This window comes from Acinetobacter sp. LMB-5 (genome assembly GCF_001541635.1).
Taxonomy (GTDB): Bacteria; Pseudomonadota; Gammaproteobacteria; order Pseudomonadales; family Moraxellaceae; genus Acinetobacter; species Acinetobacter pittii.
In genome coordinates this window covers 115621-136290 of the sequence record NZ_LRDR01000008.1, presented here as the reverse complement: position 1 = coordinate 136290, position 20670 = coordinate 115621, and the positions used below count along the sequence as shown (strand labels likewise).

General features: G+C 37.7%; 18 protein-coding genes. 8 read left to right on the top strand and 10 right to left on the bottom strand.

Features of this window, described 5'->3' with window-relative positions:
- Positions 1–255: 255 nt before the first annotated feature.
- The 6 genes from AW165_RS12740 to pilG all read right to left on the bottom strand — a co-directional run bounded on the left by AW165_RS12740 (position 256) and on the right by pilG (position 8887).
- Positions 256–723, bottom strand: coding sequence for a hypothetical protein (locus AW165_RS12740; protein ID WP_060466045.1), 468 nt, complete (start codon positions 721–723; stop codon positions 256–258).
- On the bottom strand, positions 720–5249 hold the full coding sequence (locus AW165_RS12735; RefSeq protein ID WP_060466044.1) for an Hpt domain-containing protein: 4530 nt from the start codon (positions 5247–5249) through the stop codon (positions 720–722). The genes AW165_RS12740 and AW165_RS12735 overlap by 4 nt, the downstream gene beginning before the upstream one ends.
- Before the next feature lie 147 nt (positions 5250–5396).
- The gene (locus AW165_RS12730; protein WP_060466043.1) at positions 5397–7478 is read right to left on the bottom strand and encodes a methyl-accepting chemotaxis protein; all 2082 of its coding nucleotides are present in this window, start codon (positions 7476–7478) and stop codon (positions 5397–5399) included.
- Between the two features lie 46 nt (positions 7479–7524).
- Positions 7525–8061, bottom strand: a complete 537-nt coding sequence (locus AW165_RS12725; RefSeq protein WP_060466042.1) for a chemotaxis protein CheW — start codon at positions 8059–8061, stop codon at positions 7525–7527.
- 56 nt (positions 8062–8117) lie between these two features.
- The gene (locus AW165_RS12720; RefSeq protein ID WP_046811934.1) at positions 8118–8480 is read right to left on the bottom strand and encodes a response regulator; all 363 of its coding nucleotides are present in this window, start codon (positions 8478–8480) and stop codon (positions 8118–8120) included.
- Positions 8481–8503: 23 nt separating this feature from the next.
- The gene (gene pilG / locus AW165_RS12715) at positions 8504–8887 is read right to left on the bottom strand and encodes a twitching motility response regulator PilG (RefSeq protein ID WP_000389061.1); all 384 of its coding nucleotides are present in this window, start codon (positions 8885–8887) and stop codon (positions 8504–8506) included.
- 284 nt (positions 8888–9171) lie between these two features.
- Between pilG and AW165_RS12710 the strand changes: the two genes are divergently transcribed.
- From AW165_RS12710 to AW165_RS12695, 4 genes are all read left to right on the top strand, one after another.
- Positions 9172–9810, top strand: coding sequence for a hypothetical protein (locus AW165_RS12710; protein WP_044100316.1), 639 nt, complete (start codon positions 9172–9174; stop codon positions 9808–9810).
- A 68-nt stretch (positions 9811–9878) separates the two neighbouring features.
- Positions 9879–10988, top strand: coding sequence for an efflux RND transporter periplasmic adaptor subunit (locus tag AW165_RS12705; RefSeq protein WP_081410658.1), 1110 nt, complete (start codon positions 9879–9881; stop codon positions 10986–10988).
- 15 nt (positions 10989–11003) lie between these two features.
- A complete protein-coding gene (locus AW165_RS12700) occupies positions 11004–14102 on the top strand; it encodes an efflux RND transporter permease subunit (protein WP_060466040.1) in 3099 nt (1032 codons plus the stop codon).
- Positions 14103–14160: 58 nt separating this feature from the next.
- Positions 14161–15876, top strand: a complete 1716-nt coding sequence (locus AW165_RS12695) for a proline--tRNA ligase (RefSeq protein WP_060466039.1) — start codon at positions 14161–14163, stop codon at positions 15874–15876.
- 54 nt (positions 15877–15930) lie between these two features.
- On the opposite strand, the gene AW165_RS12690 is transcribed toward AW165_RS12695, so the two are convergent.
- From AW165_RS12690 to AW165_RS12675, 4 genes are all read right to left on the bottom strand, one after another.
- Complete coding sequence (locus AW165_RS12690) at positions 15931–16272, bottom strand: YegP family protein (protein WP_005064346.1); 342 nt, start codon at positions 16270–16272, stop codon at positions 15931–15933.
- 211 nt (positions 16273–16483) lie between these two features.
- Complete coding sequence (locus tag AW165_RS12685; RefSeq protein ID WP_002116259.1) at positions 16484–16828, bottom strand: zinc ribbon domain-containing protein YjdM; 345 nt, start codon at positions 16826–16828, stop codon at positions 16484–16486.
- A 90-nt stretch (positions 16829–16918) separates the two neighbouring features.
- Positions 16919–17275, bottom strand: coding sequence for a DUF488 domain-containing protein (locus tag AW165_RS12680; RefSeq protein ID WP_060466102.1), 357 nt, complete (start codon positions 17273–17275; stop codon positions 16919–16921).
- A gap of 138 nt (positions 17276–17413) precedes the next feature.
- Positions 17414–17866 carry an SRPBCC family protein gene (locus AW165_RS12675; RefSeq protein ID WP_014207573.1) on the bottom strand — a complete coding sequence of 151 codons (453 nt, stop codon included), beginning with the start codon at positions 17864–17866 and terminating at the stop codon, positions 17414–17416.
- A gap of 38 nt (positions 17867–17904) precedes the next feature.
- Between AW165_RS12675 and AW165_RS19315 the strand changes: the two genes are divergently transcribed.
- The 4 genes from AW165_RS19315 to AW165_RS12660 all read left to right on the top strand — a co-directional run bounded on the left by AW165_RS19315 (position 17905) and on the right by AW165_RS12660 (position 20670).
- The gene (locus tag AW165_RS19315) at positions 17905–18021 is read left to right on the top strand and encodes a hypothetical protein (protein WP_002116161.1); all 117 of its coding nucleotides are present in this window, start codon (positions 17905–17907) and stop codon (positions 18019–18021) included.
- 59 nt (positions 18022–18080) lie between these two features.
- Positions 18081–18803 (top strand): YgfZ/GcvT domain-containing protein, encoded by a 723-nt coding sequence (locus AW165_RS12670; RefSeq protein WP_060466038.1) that lies wholly within the window; start codon positions 18081–18083, stop codon positions 18801–18803.
- A gap of 146 nt (positions 18804–18949) precedes the next feature.
- Positions 18950–19660 (top strand): DsbC family protein, encoded by a 711-nt coding sequence (locus tag AW165_RS12665; RefSeq protein ID WP_002116329.1) that lies wholly within the window; start codon positions 18950–18952, stop codon positions 19658–19660.
- Between the two features lie 185 nt (positions 19661–19845).
- The gene (locus AW165_RS12660) at positions 19846–20670 is read left to right on the top strand and encodes a tetratricopeptide repeat protein (RefSeq protein ID WP_060466037.1); all 825 of its coding nucleotides are present in this window, start codon (positions 19846–19848) and stop codon (positions 20668–20670) included.

The following is a 20670-nucleotide window of genomic DNA, read 5'->3' as shown; positions in this document are numbered from 1 at the left end:
ATAAAATTAGGTTCATCCTTTAACTATAACTTCAATTTATCTCCTTTTAAAATTTAGTATGAGACTTTATTAAAAGTAAATATTGGTAATTTCTTATATTTTAGCATTTGAAATACATATAAAATATAAATTTGCGATATAAATAAAGCAAGCACTTCAAGGATTTTTTAAACAACTAAATTTATATTCTATAAAAGAATTTCATCTATTTTTGATAAAAAAAGGAACTCAAAATGAGTTCCTTTTTTAGATATTTTATAGATGGAGTGAATTTTGAATATATTGCAAATTAGGAACATGGTAGCGTTGATTGTCCATACGAACATATTTAAATACAGTTGAGTGCTGTAAAGACTCTTGTATATATTCATTTTCATCTACAACTTCAGAAATACGCAGACGAACTGAAACTGGCATCGATTTACACACAAGTGCAAAACGTTGACTAATGTCTTCGCTTTCAATGACTAAAGCTACTGCTCGAGAATCTATTTCGTTGTGAACCGAATAAACAGGGAGTTTTACATCATGCCATTCAATATGCTTGATACCATTTTTAACATCCATGGCAGATAACACTATATTTTGCGGCAATAGCATCGGCACTTGCTGATGACACTCGATAATATATGCATCAATAAAACCAGTTGAGACAGTAATTAAATGCTGAAGCTCTTGCTGGTCCATATTACCGATCAAAGATGTATTTACACTACCTTTCATGATTTGACCTCACTTTCAAACGCCACAAGTAAAGTATCGATATTCTCTAATAACTCTTCCTCTTGGAAAGGTTTACCCATATATTGACTTACACCTAATGAGAATGCTCGTTCACGATGTTTTTCACCTGTTCGGGATGTAATCATAATAATTGGCATGTATTGATGCATATCATGATGTCGTACAAGATTAAGAACTTCAAAACCATCCATGCGTGGCATTTCAATATCAAGCAGCATCAGATCTGGCTTAATGTTTTCTAGCTGCTCTATAGCATCCACACCATCTTTAGCGGTCACAACATCATAGCCTTGGCGCTCGAGCAAACGAGAGGTTACTTTACGTACAGTTACTGAGTCATCCACAATCATGATGAGACGTCGCTCATCAGACTCTCGTTGTCTATAAACCGCTTCATTAACCAGCTTAAGTCGACGAGTAGACTGAATTTGGCGAGCAATATTTTGACCATCTAAAATTAAGCAAACTTGACCATCACCTAAAATAGTTGCTCCTGCAATCGCACCGATACTAGAGAACTGCTGCCCAATTGGTTTGACTACAATCTGTGCACGTGATCCAATCAGTTGGTCAACTAATAATGCGACAGTTTGGCCATTATTTGCCTTAATCATTAATACTGGTAATGAATACATCATTCCACTTAAACGCGGAATTGGTTGACTACCAACAAATTCAGATAAATAGCGCAATGGATAGCGTTTATTTTCAAATTCAAAGAATTCTTGTACGCTTCCAAAATATTGTTCTAATGATGCAGGTGAAACTCGTACAATTCGATCAATTTGGGCCAGAGGGATTGCAAATTGCTGATCAGCAACTTTAACCATTAAGGCATCACTAACCGCTACTGTAGTTGGAACACGTATTGTAAAGACCGTTCCCTGGCCATACACAGACTCTACGCTCACATGGCCACCTAGAGCCTTAATATCACTTTGTACTACATCCAGTCCTACACCACGACCTGAAATTTGAGTAACTTGATCAGCTGTACTTAAACCCGGATGGAAAATCAACTGTAAAATATCTTGATGTTCCAATACTTGTTCAGGATTAATTAAACCAAACATCAATGCCTTTTGACGAACCTTTTCGATATCAATACCTCTTCCATCATCCTTAAATGTCACAACAACATCTGTACCTTGACGATGGATATTAAGTTCAATACGTCCAGTTTCTGGTTTTTGTGCTTGTTGACGTTGCACGCGATCTTCTAGACCATGGTCAATTGCATTTCTGAGCATATGCTCAAGCGGGGTCACTAACCGTTCTAAAATATTGCGATCTAACTCACCTTCGGTATTATTTACAAAAAGCTCTGCAGGTCTGTTCAAAGCTGTAGACGTCTGACGGACAATTCGCTGTAAACGCGGCAGTAATCGAGAGAAAGGTACTAATCGCGTTCGCATCAAACCTTCTTGAATTTCTGCTTGAATCCGTGACTGTTGTAAAAGTAAGCTTTCTGTATCTCTGATTTTGTCAGATAATGTATTTTTAAAGTCGACCAAATCCGATGCAGATTCAGCAAGAGATTTTGATAATTGATTTAAAGACGAATATTGATCCATCTCTAACGGATCAAACTCCGTATATCGAGAGTGCTCAATACCGTGTTTTGCAATAATTTGGGTTTCCAATTCACCTTCCATTCGACGCAACTGATCTGCAAGTCGCTGAATGGCCAATTCCATTTCCGCTAGCGTATGTCCAAATTGGCTTAAATCCATTTCAATTCGCGAACGGTTAATCGAATTTTCACCCGACAGATCAATCATTTTTTCAATTAAATCTGCCGAAACTCGGATCATCTCATTATTTTGATCAAGCCGTTGAGTTTGTTCCCATGCTCCCATCATTGGCGGTGGTTCTGTACCATCACCTTGTATAAAGGTCATCACGGGTTCTGAGCTAAACAAATCAGCTTTACTTAACTTAGCTGGAATTTGGATATTCGTTTCAAAGAATTGAATATTTTCTAAACTTTGTTGTAGTCCATCAAAATGCTGGTAGTTGTACTTGAAAATTGCGTCTTTTAGCCATGCAATTGCACTTTCGAGCAAATGGTCATAAATATTCGAGTTGAAGTGATGTAGTGCAAATTGTTCAAAAGCATTCTCAAGTTGATAGGCAATCGCATACACGGCTTCTAAACCAACCATTCGTGCACCACCCTTCAAGCTGTGCACGGCCCTTTGTAATTGAAGCAAGATACTACGATTCGTACGCTGATCAAACCATTGTTTCAATAGCATATCAGCCATTTCTAACAATTCAGCAGCTTCTTCGAGGAATGTCTGCTCAACAACAGCAGTAATGTCCTCTTCATCAACCAGAGCGTCATTCTCTTGCGACGATACAACTGATGTTATTGCTTCAACTGGCGCAGTCAATTCAGTAACAACTGTATCAAATACTTGATCGTGATGAGCTTCTAATTCTTCAATAACAGCTTCAATTTCTGACGGTACTTCATCTATTAATACTTCAGATATCACCTCTTGTTCAGAGAATATCTCACGTTCAATATCAGATGCTTCAATCTCAGGTGCAGATTGGAAGTTAGAGTTTTGACCTGCTCTTTTCAATGCGTTAATTGTGTAATAAGCTTCATAATCTAGCTGTTTTTCACGCATGATTTGTAGACGGTCAGCCAAGTCATCTTGAACCAGACGTATAAAATCAATGAGAGCAGATGAAGCAATTAGCTGTCTTTGAATTAAGCGCTCATAAATACTTTCCAATTCATGTGCAATTAAGCCAATATAAGTTGCTTGGATCATATTTGCTCCACCTTTTAAGGTGTGCAGATAACGCATCAAATTATTGAGAGCCGCAAAGTTCTCTTGATCATTAATCCAAATATTAAGATCTGTATCCATTCCTTCAAGCAACTCATCAGCTTCTTCGAGGAAAATGTCTAATAGATCTGGATCAAAGTTTTGATTTACCTGTGTAGAGGAAATATATTGACGATCTTGCTGTACACTTTGGCTTAATAGGGTCCAGTCAGCAGAGTCTGATGAATTCTCTACTCTAATAACTTCTGGAACTTCAGACTCTAGTTCAATATTGAATAGTGACTCATCAAAAGTAAAATTCTGCTGAGATAAATCATTTTGAATACTAGGTGTATGTAGCGTATAAAGTTTTAATTCTTCTAGAATACTTTGATGTTGCTTAACAATACCGACTCGCTGACCAGCAGCTAAAGCATCGAACAATTGAATAAGTTGTTGATGCGCTTTTTGATAAATTTCAAAAATATAGTCCGATTGCAATAACACAGGTTTATCAAGCAATACATTATAGCTGTCTTTCAATTGGCTCGTATATTCATGTAAACCTAGCATTGCTTGAGAGTGGGTATGCTGTAGCAACAAATCAGCCTGTTCACTTAGACGTTCAAGATAACCAGGAAACTCGTTACGAATTCCTTTCTCAAAATCCAATTCTGCATCGAGTAGCTCAGAAACATCTAACAGTAATAATTGCGATACCAAACCATGTGAAGGCATTAATGGATCTGTTCGATCACTATGCTGCTCAACGTAGACATCCCATGATTGATTAAACTGCTCTAATCTCACTTCAAGCTGTTCACTTGAACTATTGCTAGATAGCAGTTCTAAGCTCTCTCCAATAAAATCGCGATATTCTTGTAATAATAAAATCTCATCTGAATTAGAAGAAAGTTCTTCTTGTAATAAGATTTTAAATAACTGCTCAACTTTGGTACTGGCTTCAAAAATTGTTTCGACCTGCGCCATTGCAGAACTGCCACGCAAAGTATGTAGAGCGCGTATTAAAGCATTGTAACTATCATACTGATGTAGCTCTTGATTTAAGAACTGATTAATTGTCGATAAATGCTCCTCCGCTTCTTCCATAAATAAGGCTAAGGTTTCATTTAGATTTATTTCAATTTCAGTATGTACATCTTCAACAATTGACTCAGCCAATGAATCTTGCTCAAGATAGTCTAGCTCAAGTCCAGTTATTGTTTCGGCAGTAAGCGTATTTGAAAGTTGTAAAAGCTCTTCTAAAGCAGGTTCTAAACTTTGCTGTTGTTGTAATTGTTGTCCCAATAAAATAAGCGGTCTAAAATCTACTGCATGTGCTCTTTTTTGCTTAAAGTTATCTACTAATTTAAGGAAATAGAACTTAAACACTAACTGAACATAACTCTGGATAGCTGGAGTCAACTTAAGGCTTTGATTGATTACTCGATTGAGCGTGTCTTCAACTGTCCAAGCAAGCTCAGCTGAAGATTTAGCGCCAATCATTCTTCCCGAACCTTTTAAGGTATGGAAATGGCGGCGAATTTCAGTGAGCGTAGCAGTATTCTTAGACCACATCCATTCATTTAGCAATGGTTGCAAATCAACAAAAATTTCTTCAATTTCTTCGACGAAAATCTCAATAAACTCAGCATCTTGTTCAGAATAGCTATCTTTAGGTAGCATCATTGCTTCAGTTAAAGTTTTTAATATTTCTTTCATAGCAAAGGCTTCTTTTGCTTACCCCCTGAGTGGGGAAAACTACAGAGTCAGCACCAAAAAAATAACTATTTCCCCAATATTTGTTTGGCGCTGCTCATACTTTTAAAAGAATAGCTATTATGAGAATAGCTATTCTCATCCCCCAATTTAGTCAGGTAATTTAAAGTCCGTTACTGACTCACGTAATGACTCCGACATATTCGCTAATTCAGATACAGAACGAGCAGTATCGAAAGTTGCCGTTGTTGTTTGTGAAGTAATTTCTTGTACGACTGTCATGGTTGCAGCAATATGACTTGCAGATGCTGATTGAAGTTTTGCAGCATCAGAAATGCTCGCAATTAAGTTTGCCAAGTCACCCGATACTTTTTGAATTTCATCAAGTGCAATACCCGCATCTTTCGCCAAGTTAGCGCCACGTACAACCTCAGTTGTCGTTTGTTCCATCGAGATAACAGCTTCGTTAGTATCCGTTTGAATCGTTTTAACAAGCGTTTCAATCTGTTTAGTCGCCGAAGCAGAACGTTCCGCAAGACGCTGGACTTCGTCGGCAACCACGGCGAAACCACGGCCTGCTTCACCGGCCATAGATGCTTGAATTGCTGCATTTAATGCAAGGATGTTTGTTTGGTCTGCAATATCGTTAATGAGCGATACGATGTTACCAATTTCTTGTGAAGACTCACCCAAACGTTTAATACGTTTTGAGGTTTCCTGAATCTGTTCACGAATCGTATCCATACCCTCAATAGAACGGTTTACGACTTGTGCACCATTAGAGGCAATATATACCGAACGTTGTGCTACGCTAGCTGATTCGGATGCATTAGACGATACTTGGTCAATAGACAATGCCATTTCGTTCATTGCTGTTGATGCGCCAGCAATTTCTTGTGCCTGGTGCTCAGATGCTTCTGCTAACTGGTTAGTAATATTCTGTGTATTATGTGTATAACGAGCAACTTCTTGCGAAGTTTCATGAATTCGAGATACGAGGTCTCGTAATTGGTCAATCGCAAAGTTAATCGAGTCGGCAATTGCTCCAGTAAAGTCCTCAGATACTGTTGCATATGAACGCAAGTCACCGTCTGCCAAGTCGGCGATTTCATCTAGTAAACGTAAAATAGCATTCTGGTTACGATCATACTCTTCTTGTAATGTAGCTACACGTTGTTTATCTGCTTTACTACGAAGGGATAAAAGCTTTAAGACAGAACCAATCAAACCAAGAAGTGATAATGTGAGTAATGCAACTAATGCAAAAGCCTTCCAACCATATTGTGTTTGCTCTGAAAGATCACCTAATGCAGTTAACATTGTATCAGACTGTGAGAAGATCTCACTAGATGATTGACGTACGTTTACAATCTGGTTTGTATTTTTAAGAACTGACGTCGCCGCAGATTTTAAAACTTTATCATACTCACTTTTAATACCTTCCAAGGATTCACGAATTTCAGGAGAATCAACTTTAGCTACGCCTAATTCAGCATTTCCGTTTAGCTGCGCTTCTAAGTACACGCCGAAAGTCTCGATATCGATACTAAAGTCATGTGCTGAGTTCTCAGAGTTCTCTGTACTAACGAAAACGGAGTTAATAGATCGTAAAATACGTTCCGCAATAAATACCTGGTTTTTAGCAATCACAACCTGATTACTTGATACTTTTTCGCGAACCATCTTATCAACCATCAAGTTATATTCAGCTTGAATCTCAGGAATAGAATCACTAATAGAGATATTCATATTATATAACTGGTTAATTACGTTCTGTTGTGATGAGATCAAGTCAACGTCATAAGACAAAGATTTCCACAGACTGGCTACTTTTTTGTATTCTTTTGAAGATGTGCCATAAATGTTTTCGACATTTTTAATATTTTTGGCAAAAAGTTGGCGTGATTCAATTAACTCTTTCATCGCTTCAGGCGATCCAGAAGCCGTTGCTTCCGTAGCCTGTCTAGAAATTGTTTGTGATAGTAAGCGCAACTCACCCATACTACGTGTTAATTGGTTATGACGAGGTACACTATAAAATAAATAAGTGAGCGAAGTTGAAGCTAATACTAAACATACAGAAGCTACATAAAGGATAGGCTTGGACTTTTTACTTTCCCCAAATAAACTGGCATATTGCTCAATTTCTGACTGGATTTTCGCAATAAAGTTGACATTCGATTTTTCGTTTACACTACGATTGCCACTTTTCTTTTTAAGTTTAAAGCCCATACAGCTTCTCCCCAGAAAAATATACTGTTTATTAACAGCATAAAAATTAGTTTATAAATTTTGTCGATGCATTCATATAATGTGGGTTTTGCAATAATCGACTAAATAAAAAGACATGCCAGTGCTGATTGTGCTGGTGAAAATACCCTTGGCAATATTCTTTTAGATTTCCCTCCAAGTTTAAACTTTGAGAAAAAAAGCTTTTTTTATTAAAGTGTTGAATCCCCAAGACTTGATCAACAACCAACCCCATATACTGGTCGTGATAGCTAATACATAATACTTTTTGGGCAGATGAAAATGAACTTCGTTGCCCTGAAATAAAATGCGCCAAATCAGAAACTGAAAGTAATCTTCCCCTGATATTTGCCAATCCCTTTACCCAACTTTGGGTATTTGGAACAGATGTATATTTTGGTGGATAGATAACTTCTGAGATTTCCCCAAGTGGTGCGACGAAGTATTGCCCTCTCATTTCAAAAGCAATTCCTGACCACCGTTCTGCTTCATTTTGGACTGAAGCGTAATTCTTGTTACCTCGTTTAGACAAACGAAGTAACTCGATAAATCCGTTCGCGGCCATACTCGATCCTATAAGACGGGCGTACCCCGCCATTTATGCTTTTATGGTTGGATGAGTTAATTTAGATATTGTTTAATTACATCGATCAATTGCTTTTCTTCGATTGGCTTAATCAAGTAGTCAAGTGCACCTTGACGCTTGCCCCATACTCTGTCAGTTGCTTGATCTTTAGTACTCACAATAACAACCGGAATATGTTTAGTGTCTTCATCACGAGTAATCTGGCGTGTTGCCTGAAAACCATTTACACCTGGCATGACTACATCCATCAATACAAGATCTGGTTGCTCTGCTTTTGCCAAAGTTACACCATCTGCACCATTAGATGCTTCAAGTACGTCATAACCATGCTTGGTTAAAATTTCTTTAAAACGAAAAGTTTCTGTTGGTGAATCATCTACAATAAGAATACGTGCCATTTCTTTGCCCTTAAATTACTTAATTATGAACTTACATGATTACGAATCGCATTTAGCAATTCATCTTTGCTAAAAGGTTTCGTCAAGTATTCATCTGAACCTACCACACGCCCTTTTGCCTGATCAAACAGACCATCTTTACTAGAGAGCATAATAACGGGAATGTTCTGATAATTTTGAGAGTTCTTAATCAGCGCACAGGTTTGATAACCGTCTAAACGAGGCATCATGATATCGACAAAAACAATATCTGGATTTGCTTCTGCAATTTTGGACAAAGCTTCAAATCCATCCACAGCAGTAATGACTTCACAGCCTTCACGCTGTAATAAGGTTTCTGCTGTACGGCGAATGGTTTTTGAGTCATCAATCACCATTACTTTCAGATTTTGGAATGCATCTTCCATTTAATCTTCCATCCCCATAAAAATAAAATATAAATGCAATTTAACTTAAATTTGTTTTTACACATTTATACGCATTTTTAACATATCTCACCTTCTATTTTCAATGAGGCATTTTTGTCTACTTTCTCATTTATAAACAATAACTTTTAACCTCATCACACTTTAATTAAAATTATCATTTTTTTTATAATGACTATATTTTTATTCAGCTAAATAATAATTAATATAATGAAGATTAAATATTTAAAAATAAGCGACTTAGCTATCTTTTTTGGGGATTTTCAATGAATGACAGGATGAAATATGCCTTTTACAGGAACTGTTTGTCTGTATCTATAGGCATTATTTCCTTCGGATCACTCTTTTTCTTACCCTTTAGTGTTGCTATTGCCGATACACCTAAAGCGGTTTGGTATCGTTATTATGATCAACATGGTATTGCCAATATTAGTACATCGGTCACACCCGCTCATATTCGTTATGGTTATGAAGCTCTAGATCGTAATATGCAAGTGATAAAAAGAAACCACTCTTATAATGCTGAAGCTGATTTAAATCAATCAAGTCAACGGGCATTATTGGCGCGACATAAAGAACAAGATATCAAATTAAAAAAAGCTTATAGCAATAGTAAGACAGCTTCGATTAAAAGAGATCAGGCATTAGTGTCTATAAAAAAGCAAATTAATTATCAACAGGAACAACTTAATCAATTACAACAAGACAAAATTTTATTTAAGCGTCAGGAAATGGAGTATTTCAGAAAAGGAGAACCGATTCCTGAGCGTCATAAGGCGTTGATTGAAAACAATCTAAATAATATTAATCGGGTTAAACAAACACTTGAAACGCTTTCCAAGACCTATAACCGAACCAACAATGAGTATGAAAATATTATCGATCGTTTAAAAAAGCTTGAATAACTGCAAAGGTTTATCAAGAATAGGGGCAAAATAAAATTTGAATTATAGGATGATGCTGTATGCACACAATGCATCTCACCCCTTCTACTTTTTTTAAACTGAGTATTATTAGTTTATGTTTAATTTTAGCTGCATGTAATCAGCAAGAAACAACTCAAACCTCAGCCTCAGCTCCTATAAAAATTGAGCTTATTCCTCAAGACCTTATTGCTGTTAAAGAAGGAGCTCTTGACTCTCAAACTGCATTTACAGGAACTATTCGAGCGGTTCAGCAAAGTTCCATTCAGGCACAAGTGAGTGCAACAGCGACGAATGTCACTGCAAATGTGGGTCAACAGGTACAAAAAGGCCAAGTTCTGGTGAGATTGAATAATCAGGACAATGTTGCACGATTAGCACAAGCACGAGCTAACCTTGCATCAGCTCAGTCACAAGCTGAACTTGCTCGTAATTTGATGAACAGAAAACAAAGATTATTTAATCAAGGTTTTATTGCTCGTGTCGAGTTTGAACAAAGTCAGGTTGACTATAAAGGCCAGCTTGAAAGTGTAAAAGCACAACAGGCCAATGTTGATATTGCTAAAAAAGCGGATCAAGACGGAATTATTACTAGTCCAATTTCAGGTGTGATTACTAAACGCCAAGTTGAACCCGGTCAAACTGTTTCAGTTGGACAAACACTATTTGAAATCGTAAATCCAGATCAACTTGAAATACAGGCCAAGTTGCCAATTGAACAGCAAGCTGCACTTAAGGTCGGTAGTAACATTCAATATCAAATTCAGGGCAATTCAAAACAATTAAATGCAACGCTAACTCGTATTTCACCTGTTGCAGATCAAGATAGTCGACAAATTGAGTTCTTTGCTGCTCCTAAAGAAAAAATTGACTCGTTAAGTATTGGAGCTTTCATTAATGGAAACATTTTGCGCAATGACACTCATCAAGGCCAAACTATTCCTTTAGACAGCATTCAAAATATACAACATGACCCGTTTGTATGGGTAATACGCAATCACACCATTCAAAAAGTTAAAATTCGGGTGGTTGAACAGCGTTATAACGATAATATTGCTTTAGTCGAAGGTTTACAAAGCACAGATCTGGTCAGCCGTATTCAATTTGAAGATTCCGACATTAATAAAAAAGTGACGGTTACAACCGACAAAAATAAATAAGGTAGCAAATAGCGTATGTGGTTTACTCGAATCAGTGTGAAATACCCCGTTTTTACCATTATGATGATGCTCAGCTTAATGGTACTCGGGTTGGCCTCTTGGAAACGTATGACTGTCGAAGAGTTTCCAAATATAGATTTCCCATTCGTAGTAGTCACCACACAATATGCGGGTGCGTCACCAGAAGCGGTTGAGTCAGATATAACAAAAAAACTTGAAGATCAAATCAATACAATTTCAGGAATTAAACAAATTACTTCACGCTCAAGTGAAGGCCTTTCAATGGTGATTGCCGAGTTTAATCTTGATACTTCTTCGGCGATTGCAGCACAAGATGTTCGTGACAAAATTGCACCCGTCACAGCGCAGTTCCGTGATGAAATTGATACACCGATTGTGCAACGCTATGACCCCTCTTCTAGCCCAATCATGTCAGTCGTATTTGAATCAAACAGCATGAGTTTGGCGCAATTAAGTTCGTATGTAGATAAAAAAATCGTACCTCAGCTTAAAACGGTTTCGGGTGTCGGTAATGTGAATTTATTGGGCGACGCTAAACGGCAAATACGAATAAAGGTTATTCCTGCACAATTGCAAAGCTACGGCATTGGTATTGATCAGGTCATTAACACGCTAAAAAATGAAAATATTGAAGTGCCTGCAGGGACCTTACAGCAAAAAAATTCTGAACTGGTTGTACAGATTCAATCAAAAGTTATTCATCCCCTTGCATTTGGTGATTTGGTCATTGCCAATAAAAATGGTTCACCCATTTTTTTAAAGCAAGTAGCAACTGTTGAGGACACACAAGCCGAACTACAATCGAGTGCCTTTTATAATGGAAGAACTGCGGTCTCAGTAGATATCTTAAAAAGTTCCGATGCCAATGTAATTAAAGTCGTCGATCAGACTTATCTAACGTTAGAGAAATTAAAAGATCAAATGCCTGCGGGCTTAGATTACAAAGTCGTAGCTGATAGCTCTAAAGGTATTCGCGCTTCAATCAAAGATGTTGTTCGAACAATTATTGAAGGTGCTGCTTTAGCAGTTCTCATTGTTTTACTCTTTTTAGGCTCTTTCCGCTCTACAGTTATTACTGGTCTAACCTTACCGATTACCTTGCTCGGAACCTTAACTTTTATTTGGGCTTTCGGGTTTAGCATTAATATGATGACGCTGTTAGCTTTATCACTCAGTATTGGTTTACTCATTGATGATGCAATTGTAGTTCGCGAAAATATCGTCCGACATACTGAACTGGGCAAAGACCATGTGACCGCTGCTCTTGAAGGGACAAAAGAAATTGGTTTAGCTGTACTCGCAACCACGCTTACTATTGTGGCAGTCTTTCTACCCGTAGCCTTTATGGGTGGTCTGATTGGACGCTTCTTTTATCAATTTGGTGTAACTGTCAGTACGGCTGTTTTAATTTCAATGTTTATTAGCTTTACGCTCGATCCAATGCTTTCAGCTCATTGGAAAGATCCTGTAAAGAAAAAAGATAATTGGCTACAACGTTTTTTTAACCATATTTCTAATTTGCTAGATCGGCTTACTCATGTTTATGAAAAGCTATTAAAGCTTGCTCTACGCTTTCGTTTTATTACCGTCATTGTTGCAATCGCTTCATTATTTGCTGCATTAGGGCTATCGAAACTGATTGGAACCGAATTTGTACCTACACCAGATAAAGGTGAAGTCCGTATCCAGTTCGAGACTCCTGTAGATTCTTCTTTAGAATATACCCAAGCCAAATTACATCAGGTCGATCAAATTATTAGACAATTCCCTGATGTGGTTTCTACTTATGGCGTGGTTAACAGTGAAGTAGACTCTGGTAAAAATCATGCAGGTTTAGGGGTGACCTTAAAACCGAAACAAGAACGTAGCTCAGATCTGAATACTCTCAACAATGAGTTCCGTGACCGTTTGCAAACTGTAGCGGGTATTCGAGTGACCTCTGTTGCCGCAGCACAAGACTCTGTCTCTGGCGGACAAAAGCCAATCATGATTTCTATTAAAGGATCTGACCTAAATGAACTACAAAAAATTTCAGATCGCTTTATCGCTGAAATGGAAAAAATTAAAGGCGTAGTTGATTTAGAAAGCTCATTGAAAGAACCTAAACCAACTTTAGGTGTTCATATTAATCACGTGCTAGCAAGTGATTTGGGCTTATCTGTTTCCCAAATTGCGAATGCCATTCGACCATTAATTGCGGGCGATAATGTCACCACTTGGGAAGACCGCGACGGCGAAACTTATGATGTAAATTTACGTTTAAATGAAAATAAACGTATGCTTCCGCAAGATGTTCAAAATTTATATATCAACTCTAATAAAACTAATGCAGCTGGACAAAATATATTAGTTCCATTGAGTGCCATCGCAACGACCGAAGAAAAGCTTGGGGCTTCGCAAATTAACAGACGTGATCTTGAACGTGAGGTTCTTATTGAGGCAAATACCTCAGGTCGCCCGAGCGGAGATATTGGTCAAGACATCGACAAAATGCAAAAGGCGTTTAAGCTACCGGCGGGCTATACATTCGATACTCAAGGAGCAAACGCCGATATGGCTGAATCTGCGGGATACGCATTAACAGCCATTACCCTATCGATTGTATTTATTTATATCGTGTTAGGTTCTCAGTTCAATAGCTTTATTCATCCCGCAGCAATTATGGCCTCTTTACCTTTATCATTGATTGGTGTTTTTCTTGCCTTATTCCTGTTCCAAAGCACGCTAAATCTGTTTTCGATTATTGGTATTATTATGCTGATGGGGCTTGTCACTAAAAATGCGATTTTGCTGATCGATTTTATTAAGAAAGCGATGGATCAGGGTGTGAGCCGTTATGACGCTATTTTACAAGCTGGTAAGACCCGTTTACGTCCAATTTTGATGACCACAAGTGCTATGGTGATGGGGATGGTTCCCTTAGCTTTAGGTCTCGGCGAAGGCGGTGAGCAAAGCGCGCCAATGGCTCATGCGGTTATTGGTGGTGTGATAACCTCTACTCTGTTGACTCTTGTGGTTGTACCCGTCATTTTCACTTATCTGGATGACTTGAAAAACTTTATGCTGCGTCAAACACGACGATTCATGTCATAATGCAGCGATTATCGTATAATCTGCGTTTTTATAACGCTTAACTTTTAGGACTTTTTCCATGCGCGCAAGCCGCTTTTTATTTGCAACGTTGAGAGAAACCCCAAATGATGCTGAAGTGATTTCACACCAGCTCATGTTACGTGCGGGGATGATTCGTAAATTGGCATCTGGTTTATATACATGGCTGCCGATGGGAACACGTGTGCTTAAAAAAGTAGATGCGATTGTTCGTGAAGAAATGAACCGTTCAGGCGCGATGGAAGTATTCATGCCCGTGACTCAACCTGCAAGTCTTTGGGAAGAATCAGGTCGATATGAACAATATGGCCCTGAGTTATTACGTTTTAAAGATCGTCATACGAACCCATTCGTACTTGGGCCAACGCATGAAGAAGTTATTACAGATATGGCGCGTAACGAATTAAAAAGTTATAAGCAGCTCCCTGTAAACTTCTATCAAATTCAAACCAAATTCCGTGATGAAATTCGACCACGTTTTGGTGTAATGCGTTCACGTGAGTTCATCATGAAAGATGCTTATTCTTTCCATGCAACTCAAGAGTCATTACAAGAAACTTATGATGTGATGTACGACACTTATAGTCGTATTTTCACTCGTTTAGGTTTAGATTTCCGCCCAGTACAAGCAGATACAGGTTCTATTGGTGGTTCAGCTTCGCACGAATTCCACGTATTGGCTGCTAGTGGTGAAGATGACATCGCATTTTCAACTGAATCTGATTATGCAGCAAACGTTGAAATGGCTGAGGCTGTTTTGGTGGGTGAACGCGCAGCACCGACACAAGAATTTAAATTGGTTGAAACACCAAACCAAAAAACGATTGATGATGTTTGCCAATTCTTAAATGCTGATCCAAAGCAATCTGTTAAAGCATTATTGGTTCAAGGCATTGCTGATGAAAAAGGTAATGTTCCTGTCGTTGCTCTATTTGTACGTGGTGACCACGAACTTAATGAGATTAAAGCTGAGAAGCATCCGTTAGTTGCTGCGCCTCTTACTTTTGCAACTGAAGAACAACTTCAAGCATTTGGTTTAACTGCTGGCTTTACTGGTCCACAAGGTTTAGTCGAAAAAGGCTTAACCGTAATTGTTGACCGTGCTGCATCGGTTCTTTCTGACTTCGTTGCGGGTGCAAATGAAGCGGACAAACATGCGGTTGGCGTAAACTGGGAACGTGATGCGCAAATTAGCGAAGTTTTTGACTTACGTAATGTGGTTGAAGGCGATCCATCTCCAGATGGCAAAGGTACACTACAAATTAAACGTGGTATTGAAGTAGGTCATATTTTCCAGCTTGGTACTAAATACTCTGAAGCTTTAGGCTGTAAAGTTTTAGGTGAAGATGGCAAACCATTTACAGTAACTATGGGATGCTACGGTATTGGTGTAACACGTGTTGTTGCAGCTGCAATTGAACAAAACTATGATGACAAAGGTATTATCTGGCCTCAAGCTATTGCACCATTTGAAATTGCAATTGTTCCAATGAATGCGCACAAATCACCACGTACTCTTGAAGCAGCAGAGTCTCTGTATGCAGAACTTCAAGCTCAAGGTTTTGATGTATTACTTGATGATCGTAACGAACGCCCAGGCGTTAAATTCTCTGACCTTGAATTAATGGGTATTCCGCACCGTATTGTGATTGGTGAAAAAGGTCTTGATGCGGGTACTTTTGAATATAAAGGCCGCCGCGATGCTGAAGCGAGCAATTTAACTAAAGAAGAACTTTTAGTTAAGTTAGCGCGTTAATAAATACCTAAATAAAAAAGCAGCTTTTCGAAGCTGCTTTTTTTAACTCAATTTTTATGCCTGAACCGTTAAGTCCTTAACAGTCGTTGATGAACCATTGTTTTTAACCGACTCAATTCCTTTATCTCGTGAAGCTTCACTCGCATAAAACTGACTCGTACCAATAATCTGATGATTTGCAGCTTTCAAATTGAAATAAGGTTTCCCATTCTTTGCAGTTAAACGCTCATATCGGGCGTCATCACCACTGTTTTTCTGAATTGACTCAATACCATTTACAGCAGAGGCTTTTGCCTTATATAGCTCACTATTTAAAATAGGTTCACCATTTCCTGCCTTCAAGATAAAACGGTATTGTCCATCACTCGCTTGTGAAATTTCGTACCATCCTGCCATAAAAACCTCATTTTTTTGTTGGTGTGGGTATGACTTTCGTTATTATTCTGGACGAAAGTTATTTTTTATTAATGACAATATAAAGGCGCGAACATTCCTTGAATAGTCCATTTTTTATACTTTTTCGTAATAAAATTATAATGATGTTAGAAATTTAAAAAGCAGAGATATAAACGTATATCTCTGCTGAAATGTAATAATAATTAACAGTTTAAGCTTTTTTTACAAATTCAGATTTTAATTTCATCTGACCAATACCATCAATTTTACAATCAATATTGTGACCATCACTTGCATCTGGCACTAGACGAATCGTTTTTACCTTCGTACCTACTTTAACGACTGAAGAAGAACCTTTAATTTTTAAGTCTTTGATTACAGTGACGCTATCACCATCTGCCAAGACATTTCCATTTGCATCTTTAATAATTTCTTGTTCTTCAGTTGCTGATGCTTCTCCTTCTTTCCACTCATGTGAACATTCAGGACAAATCAATAGGTCGCCATCTTGGTAAGTATATTCTGATTGGCATTTTGGGCAGTTTGGCAAAGACATGAAAAAAATCTCAAAAAGTATATTATGCGAGAAATGACTCATTTTTTAAAGTTTTAAATAATAGACTTTTACCAAAAAAAAATTTATATATTATTTTAAGTTTTTACTTAATAAATATTCCTTCAAAATAATTGCGTGATTGTTTTCAACATCTTTGGCTGAATATAAAAGTGTGATCGTATTCTTCAATGCGATTTGTTGTAGCTCTTGAACTGCGGAATTGGTCTCAAGCTCTTTTAAATAGCGCTGTTTAAACTCGTGCCAATGATCTGGTGTTGCAGCATGAAACCATTTTCTAAGCTCGGTCGATGGTGCTATTTCTTTTAGCCACAAATCTAAGTGGGCATTCTCCTTACTAATTCCCCTACTCCATAAACGGTCAACCAAAATTCGCTTTCCATCACTGGGCTCAGCAGTTTCATAAATTCTTTTAATATGTATATCCATCGTTTTTCTCTGCATATTGTTTATATTTTGGAGTTATAAAATTATTCTATATTTTATTCATTTAGAATAAAGCTCAAAAAGAAAAAGTGAGCAGAAATAAATCTACTCACTTTTCTATGTGACTCTAAAAATAACTTTTTATTGATCGGGAATTTCAGCTTCAATCAATAAAGTAAGCAAAGATAGGGACTCTTGCCAACCTAAGTAGCAGGCTTCCACAGGAATAACTTCCGGTATTCCTTCTTGCGTAATATGCACTTCTGTACCTACCAATACGCTTTTTAATGTAATAGTAACCTGCATAGTCCCAGGTAAATTTGGGTCATCGAATTGATCGTTGTAGCGAATTAGTTCATTTGGAACTAATTCCACATATGTTCCGCCAAAAGCATGTGTTGAACCTGTTGAAAAATTGGTAAAACTCATTTTGTATGAGCCACCAACATTTGCATCAAAACTATGAACTTTCGCAGTAAAACCGTGGGGCGGTAACCACTTGACTAAAGCATCTGGATCTAAAAATGCACGATAGACTCGCTCGGCTGGTGCCTTAAACACGCGATGAAATTTCACTGTACCTGTTGCCATCATATTCTCCTTATTTTAATTTCTTTTAAATTATCGAAATTATGGCTATTAGCTTAAACCTTCCGATTTATCCGAACGTATATTTTTGGTGTTTTTTTAAACAAAAAAGCCAACTTCAGGACAAACTCAAATTACGAAAACTATGGCTGATTTTTTAGTAAAAATGGAGCAAAATAGTCAGCAATCATAAAGAAACATATTGAATTTGAGATTAACCATGAGTCTGCTCGCTTTCTCCTCATATGCTTTAAACGGTGTAGATGCACAAAAGTTTTTACAAGGCCAAGTTACTGTAGATACTGAACGTTTAGCTGAAAATACAACTCGCTATACAGCCATTTGTGATCTTAAAGGTCGTATTCACTTTGGGCTGTGGCTAAAGAAGATTAATCCTGAAAGTTTTGAAATTGTAGTTACTCAAGATCAAGCTGAAGAGTTCGCCAAGCATATTAAAAAGTATGGTGCCTTTTCAAAAATGACCTTAAGTGAACAAGGCACTGTGTTCCCAAAAGTTGAGGATCATCAAACTGAATTCACTACTGCTGAAACTGATATTTCAGAATGGCAAAAACAAGCCATTATGACTGGTCAAGCTTGGATTACACAGGCTACTGAACATGAATTCCAACCACAGGAATTACGTTTACATCAACGTGAAGGTGTCAATTACGACAAAGGTTGTTACCTAGGTCAGGAAATTGTGGCGCGTCTTTGGTTTAAAGCAAAACCAAAACACTGGTTACATCTGGTTCAGGGTACAGGTGAAGCACCTGCTTCAGCAACTCAATTAAATAATGATGTTGAAGTCGTCAATAGTATTGCAAATGATGAAGGCTATCTTGCTTTAGTTGTTGCGAAACCTGCTGCTCTACAAGAGTTAGGACTTCAAGTTCTTGAGTTACCTGAAGCTTTAAGTGGTGATGTTGCAAGACCACAATAATAATTTTTATTAGTCCAAACTGCCCACTGCTAAGTTAGTGGGCTTTTTTATAGATACAAAACACTAATGATTTCATTGGATTAGAACATCAATTTTTTAAGCTTTATATGCCATCATTAGCCCTATTGAAATTAAAGAGAAAAAAGATGAAAACTAAACTTGCTACACTCATGTTGAGTCTGGCTATTTTCGGTTCTGCTCATGCTGATGTTAAAACACTTGAACAAAATCTTAAGACGAATTATCCGGATTTGCCTGTAAAAGGTGTTTATCAATCGCCTGTACAAGGCATTTATGAAGTCTATACAAGCGGCCGCATTGTTTATACTAATCAAGATGCGAAGTACTTTTTTGTTGGTAATTTAGTCGACATTAAACAACAAAAAAATATGACTGAAGAACGTATTGCCGAATTGGGTAAGATTGACGTTAAAAGTTTGCCATTAAATCAGGCGATTAAATATGTAAAAGGTAAAGGCGAACGTACGCTCTATGTCTTTAGTGACCCAGATTGCCCATATTGCCAGCGCCTAGAACAAAATATGGTTGGGGTTGATAACGTAACCGTATATGTGTTCCTTTATCCTCTTACTAGTTTGCATCCAAATGCTGAAAAAGTTTCAAATCAAATCTGGTGTTCAAAAAATCCGGCAGAAGCTTGGACAAACTATATGCTTAATCGCAAATTGCCGACTAATAGCAAAAGTTGCTCAAGCCCAATTCAGAAAAATATTGCTTTAGGTCAAAAATTAAATATAGATGGAACACCTACCCTGTTCTTGCAAGATGGCCAAAGACTCTCTGGTGTACCAAGTGATGCCAAACAAATTGAAGCATTACTTCAGTCAGCAAAATAATAATATTACCCACTCCGTTATATGAATGTGAGTGGGTCTTTTTTTCTCCACAATTTGCCCAAAGTGCAGCGCTTTATATACAAATCGGCTGTTTACTTTCAGCAATCAATATTTATGATGAGAAATTGAAACTATTTAATGCATCAATGGAATGATGTAGCTACGAAGTAAAAGGTTAAAAAGAAATGAAGAAATTACTAATCGCAAGCCTAATCACCCTTTCAAGTGCATCAATTTTTGCAGCTGATAACACGGCGACTGCTGCTAAAACCGATGTTTTCAAACAAGCTGAACAACTCTACGCAGCAAAAAATTACTCTGCCGCATTTCAAGAAATGCAACGCCTAGCCCAAACAGGGAATGCCCAAGCCATCTATAACTTAGGCTATATGACTCAAATGGGCCAAGGTACAGCAAAAGACTCTTCTAAAGCCCTCAAATATTATGAAGATGCTTCAAATAAAGGTTACGCCCAAGCGAGTTACACGCTTGCACAAATTTATGAGACTGGTGAATTAGGGGTTGCCAAAGACAGCAACAAATTCAGTCAATATATTCAAAAGGCATCGGCTCAAGGTTCTGATGATGCAACTGTGAAAATCGCGACGATTTTATTTGCTCAGAAAAAACCGCAGTCACATCAAATTGCCCTTCAAAAATTGGCGCCTTTAATTCGAAAAGGAAACTACCCTGCTATTCAGGTCAAAGCACTCTATGACATTAGCCAAGGCGTTGAAAATAAAAATCCTTTAATGAAACGCCAAGGTATCGAAGCTTTACAGTCAATTGCACAAAAAGGCTATGCGCCTGCATCGATGGCTTTAGCAACCATGATGGCGAATGGCAATATCATTCCGCAAAATCTACCGCAGGCTAAAAAGATCTTTACTGAACTTGCCAATCAAAATGTTCCAAATGCTAAAGAATCGTTAGCTTCGGTTGATAAGATTATTGCAGAAAAGAGTAAACAGGCTGCAAATGCTCCCGCACAACCAGCACCGAAAAAATAA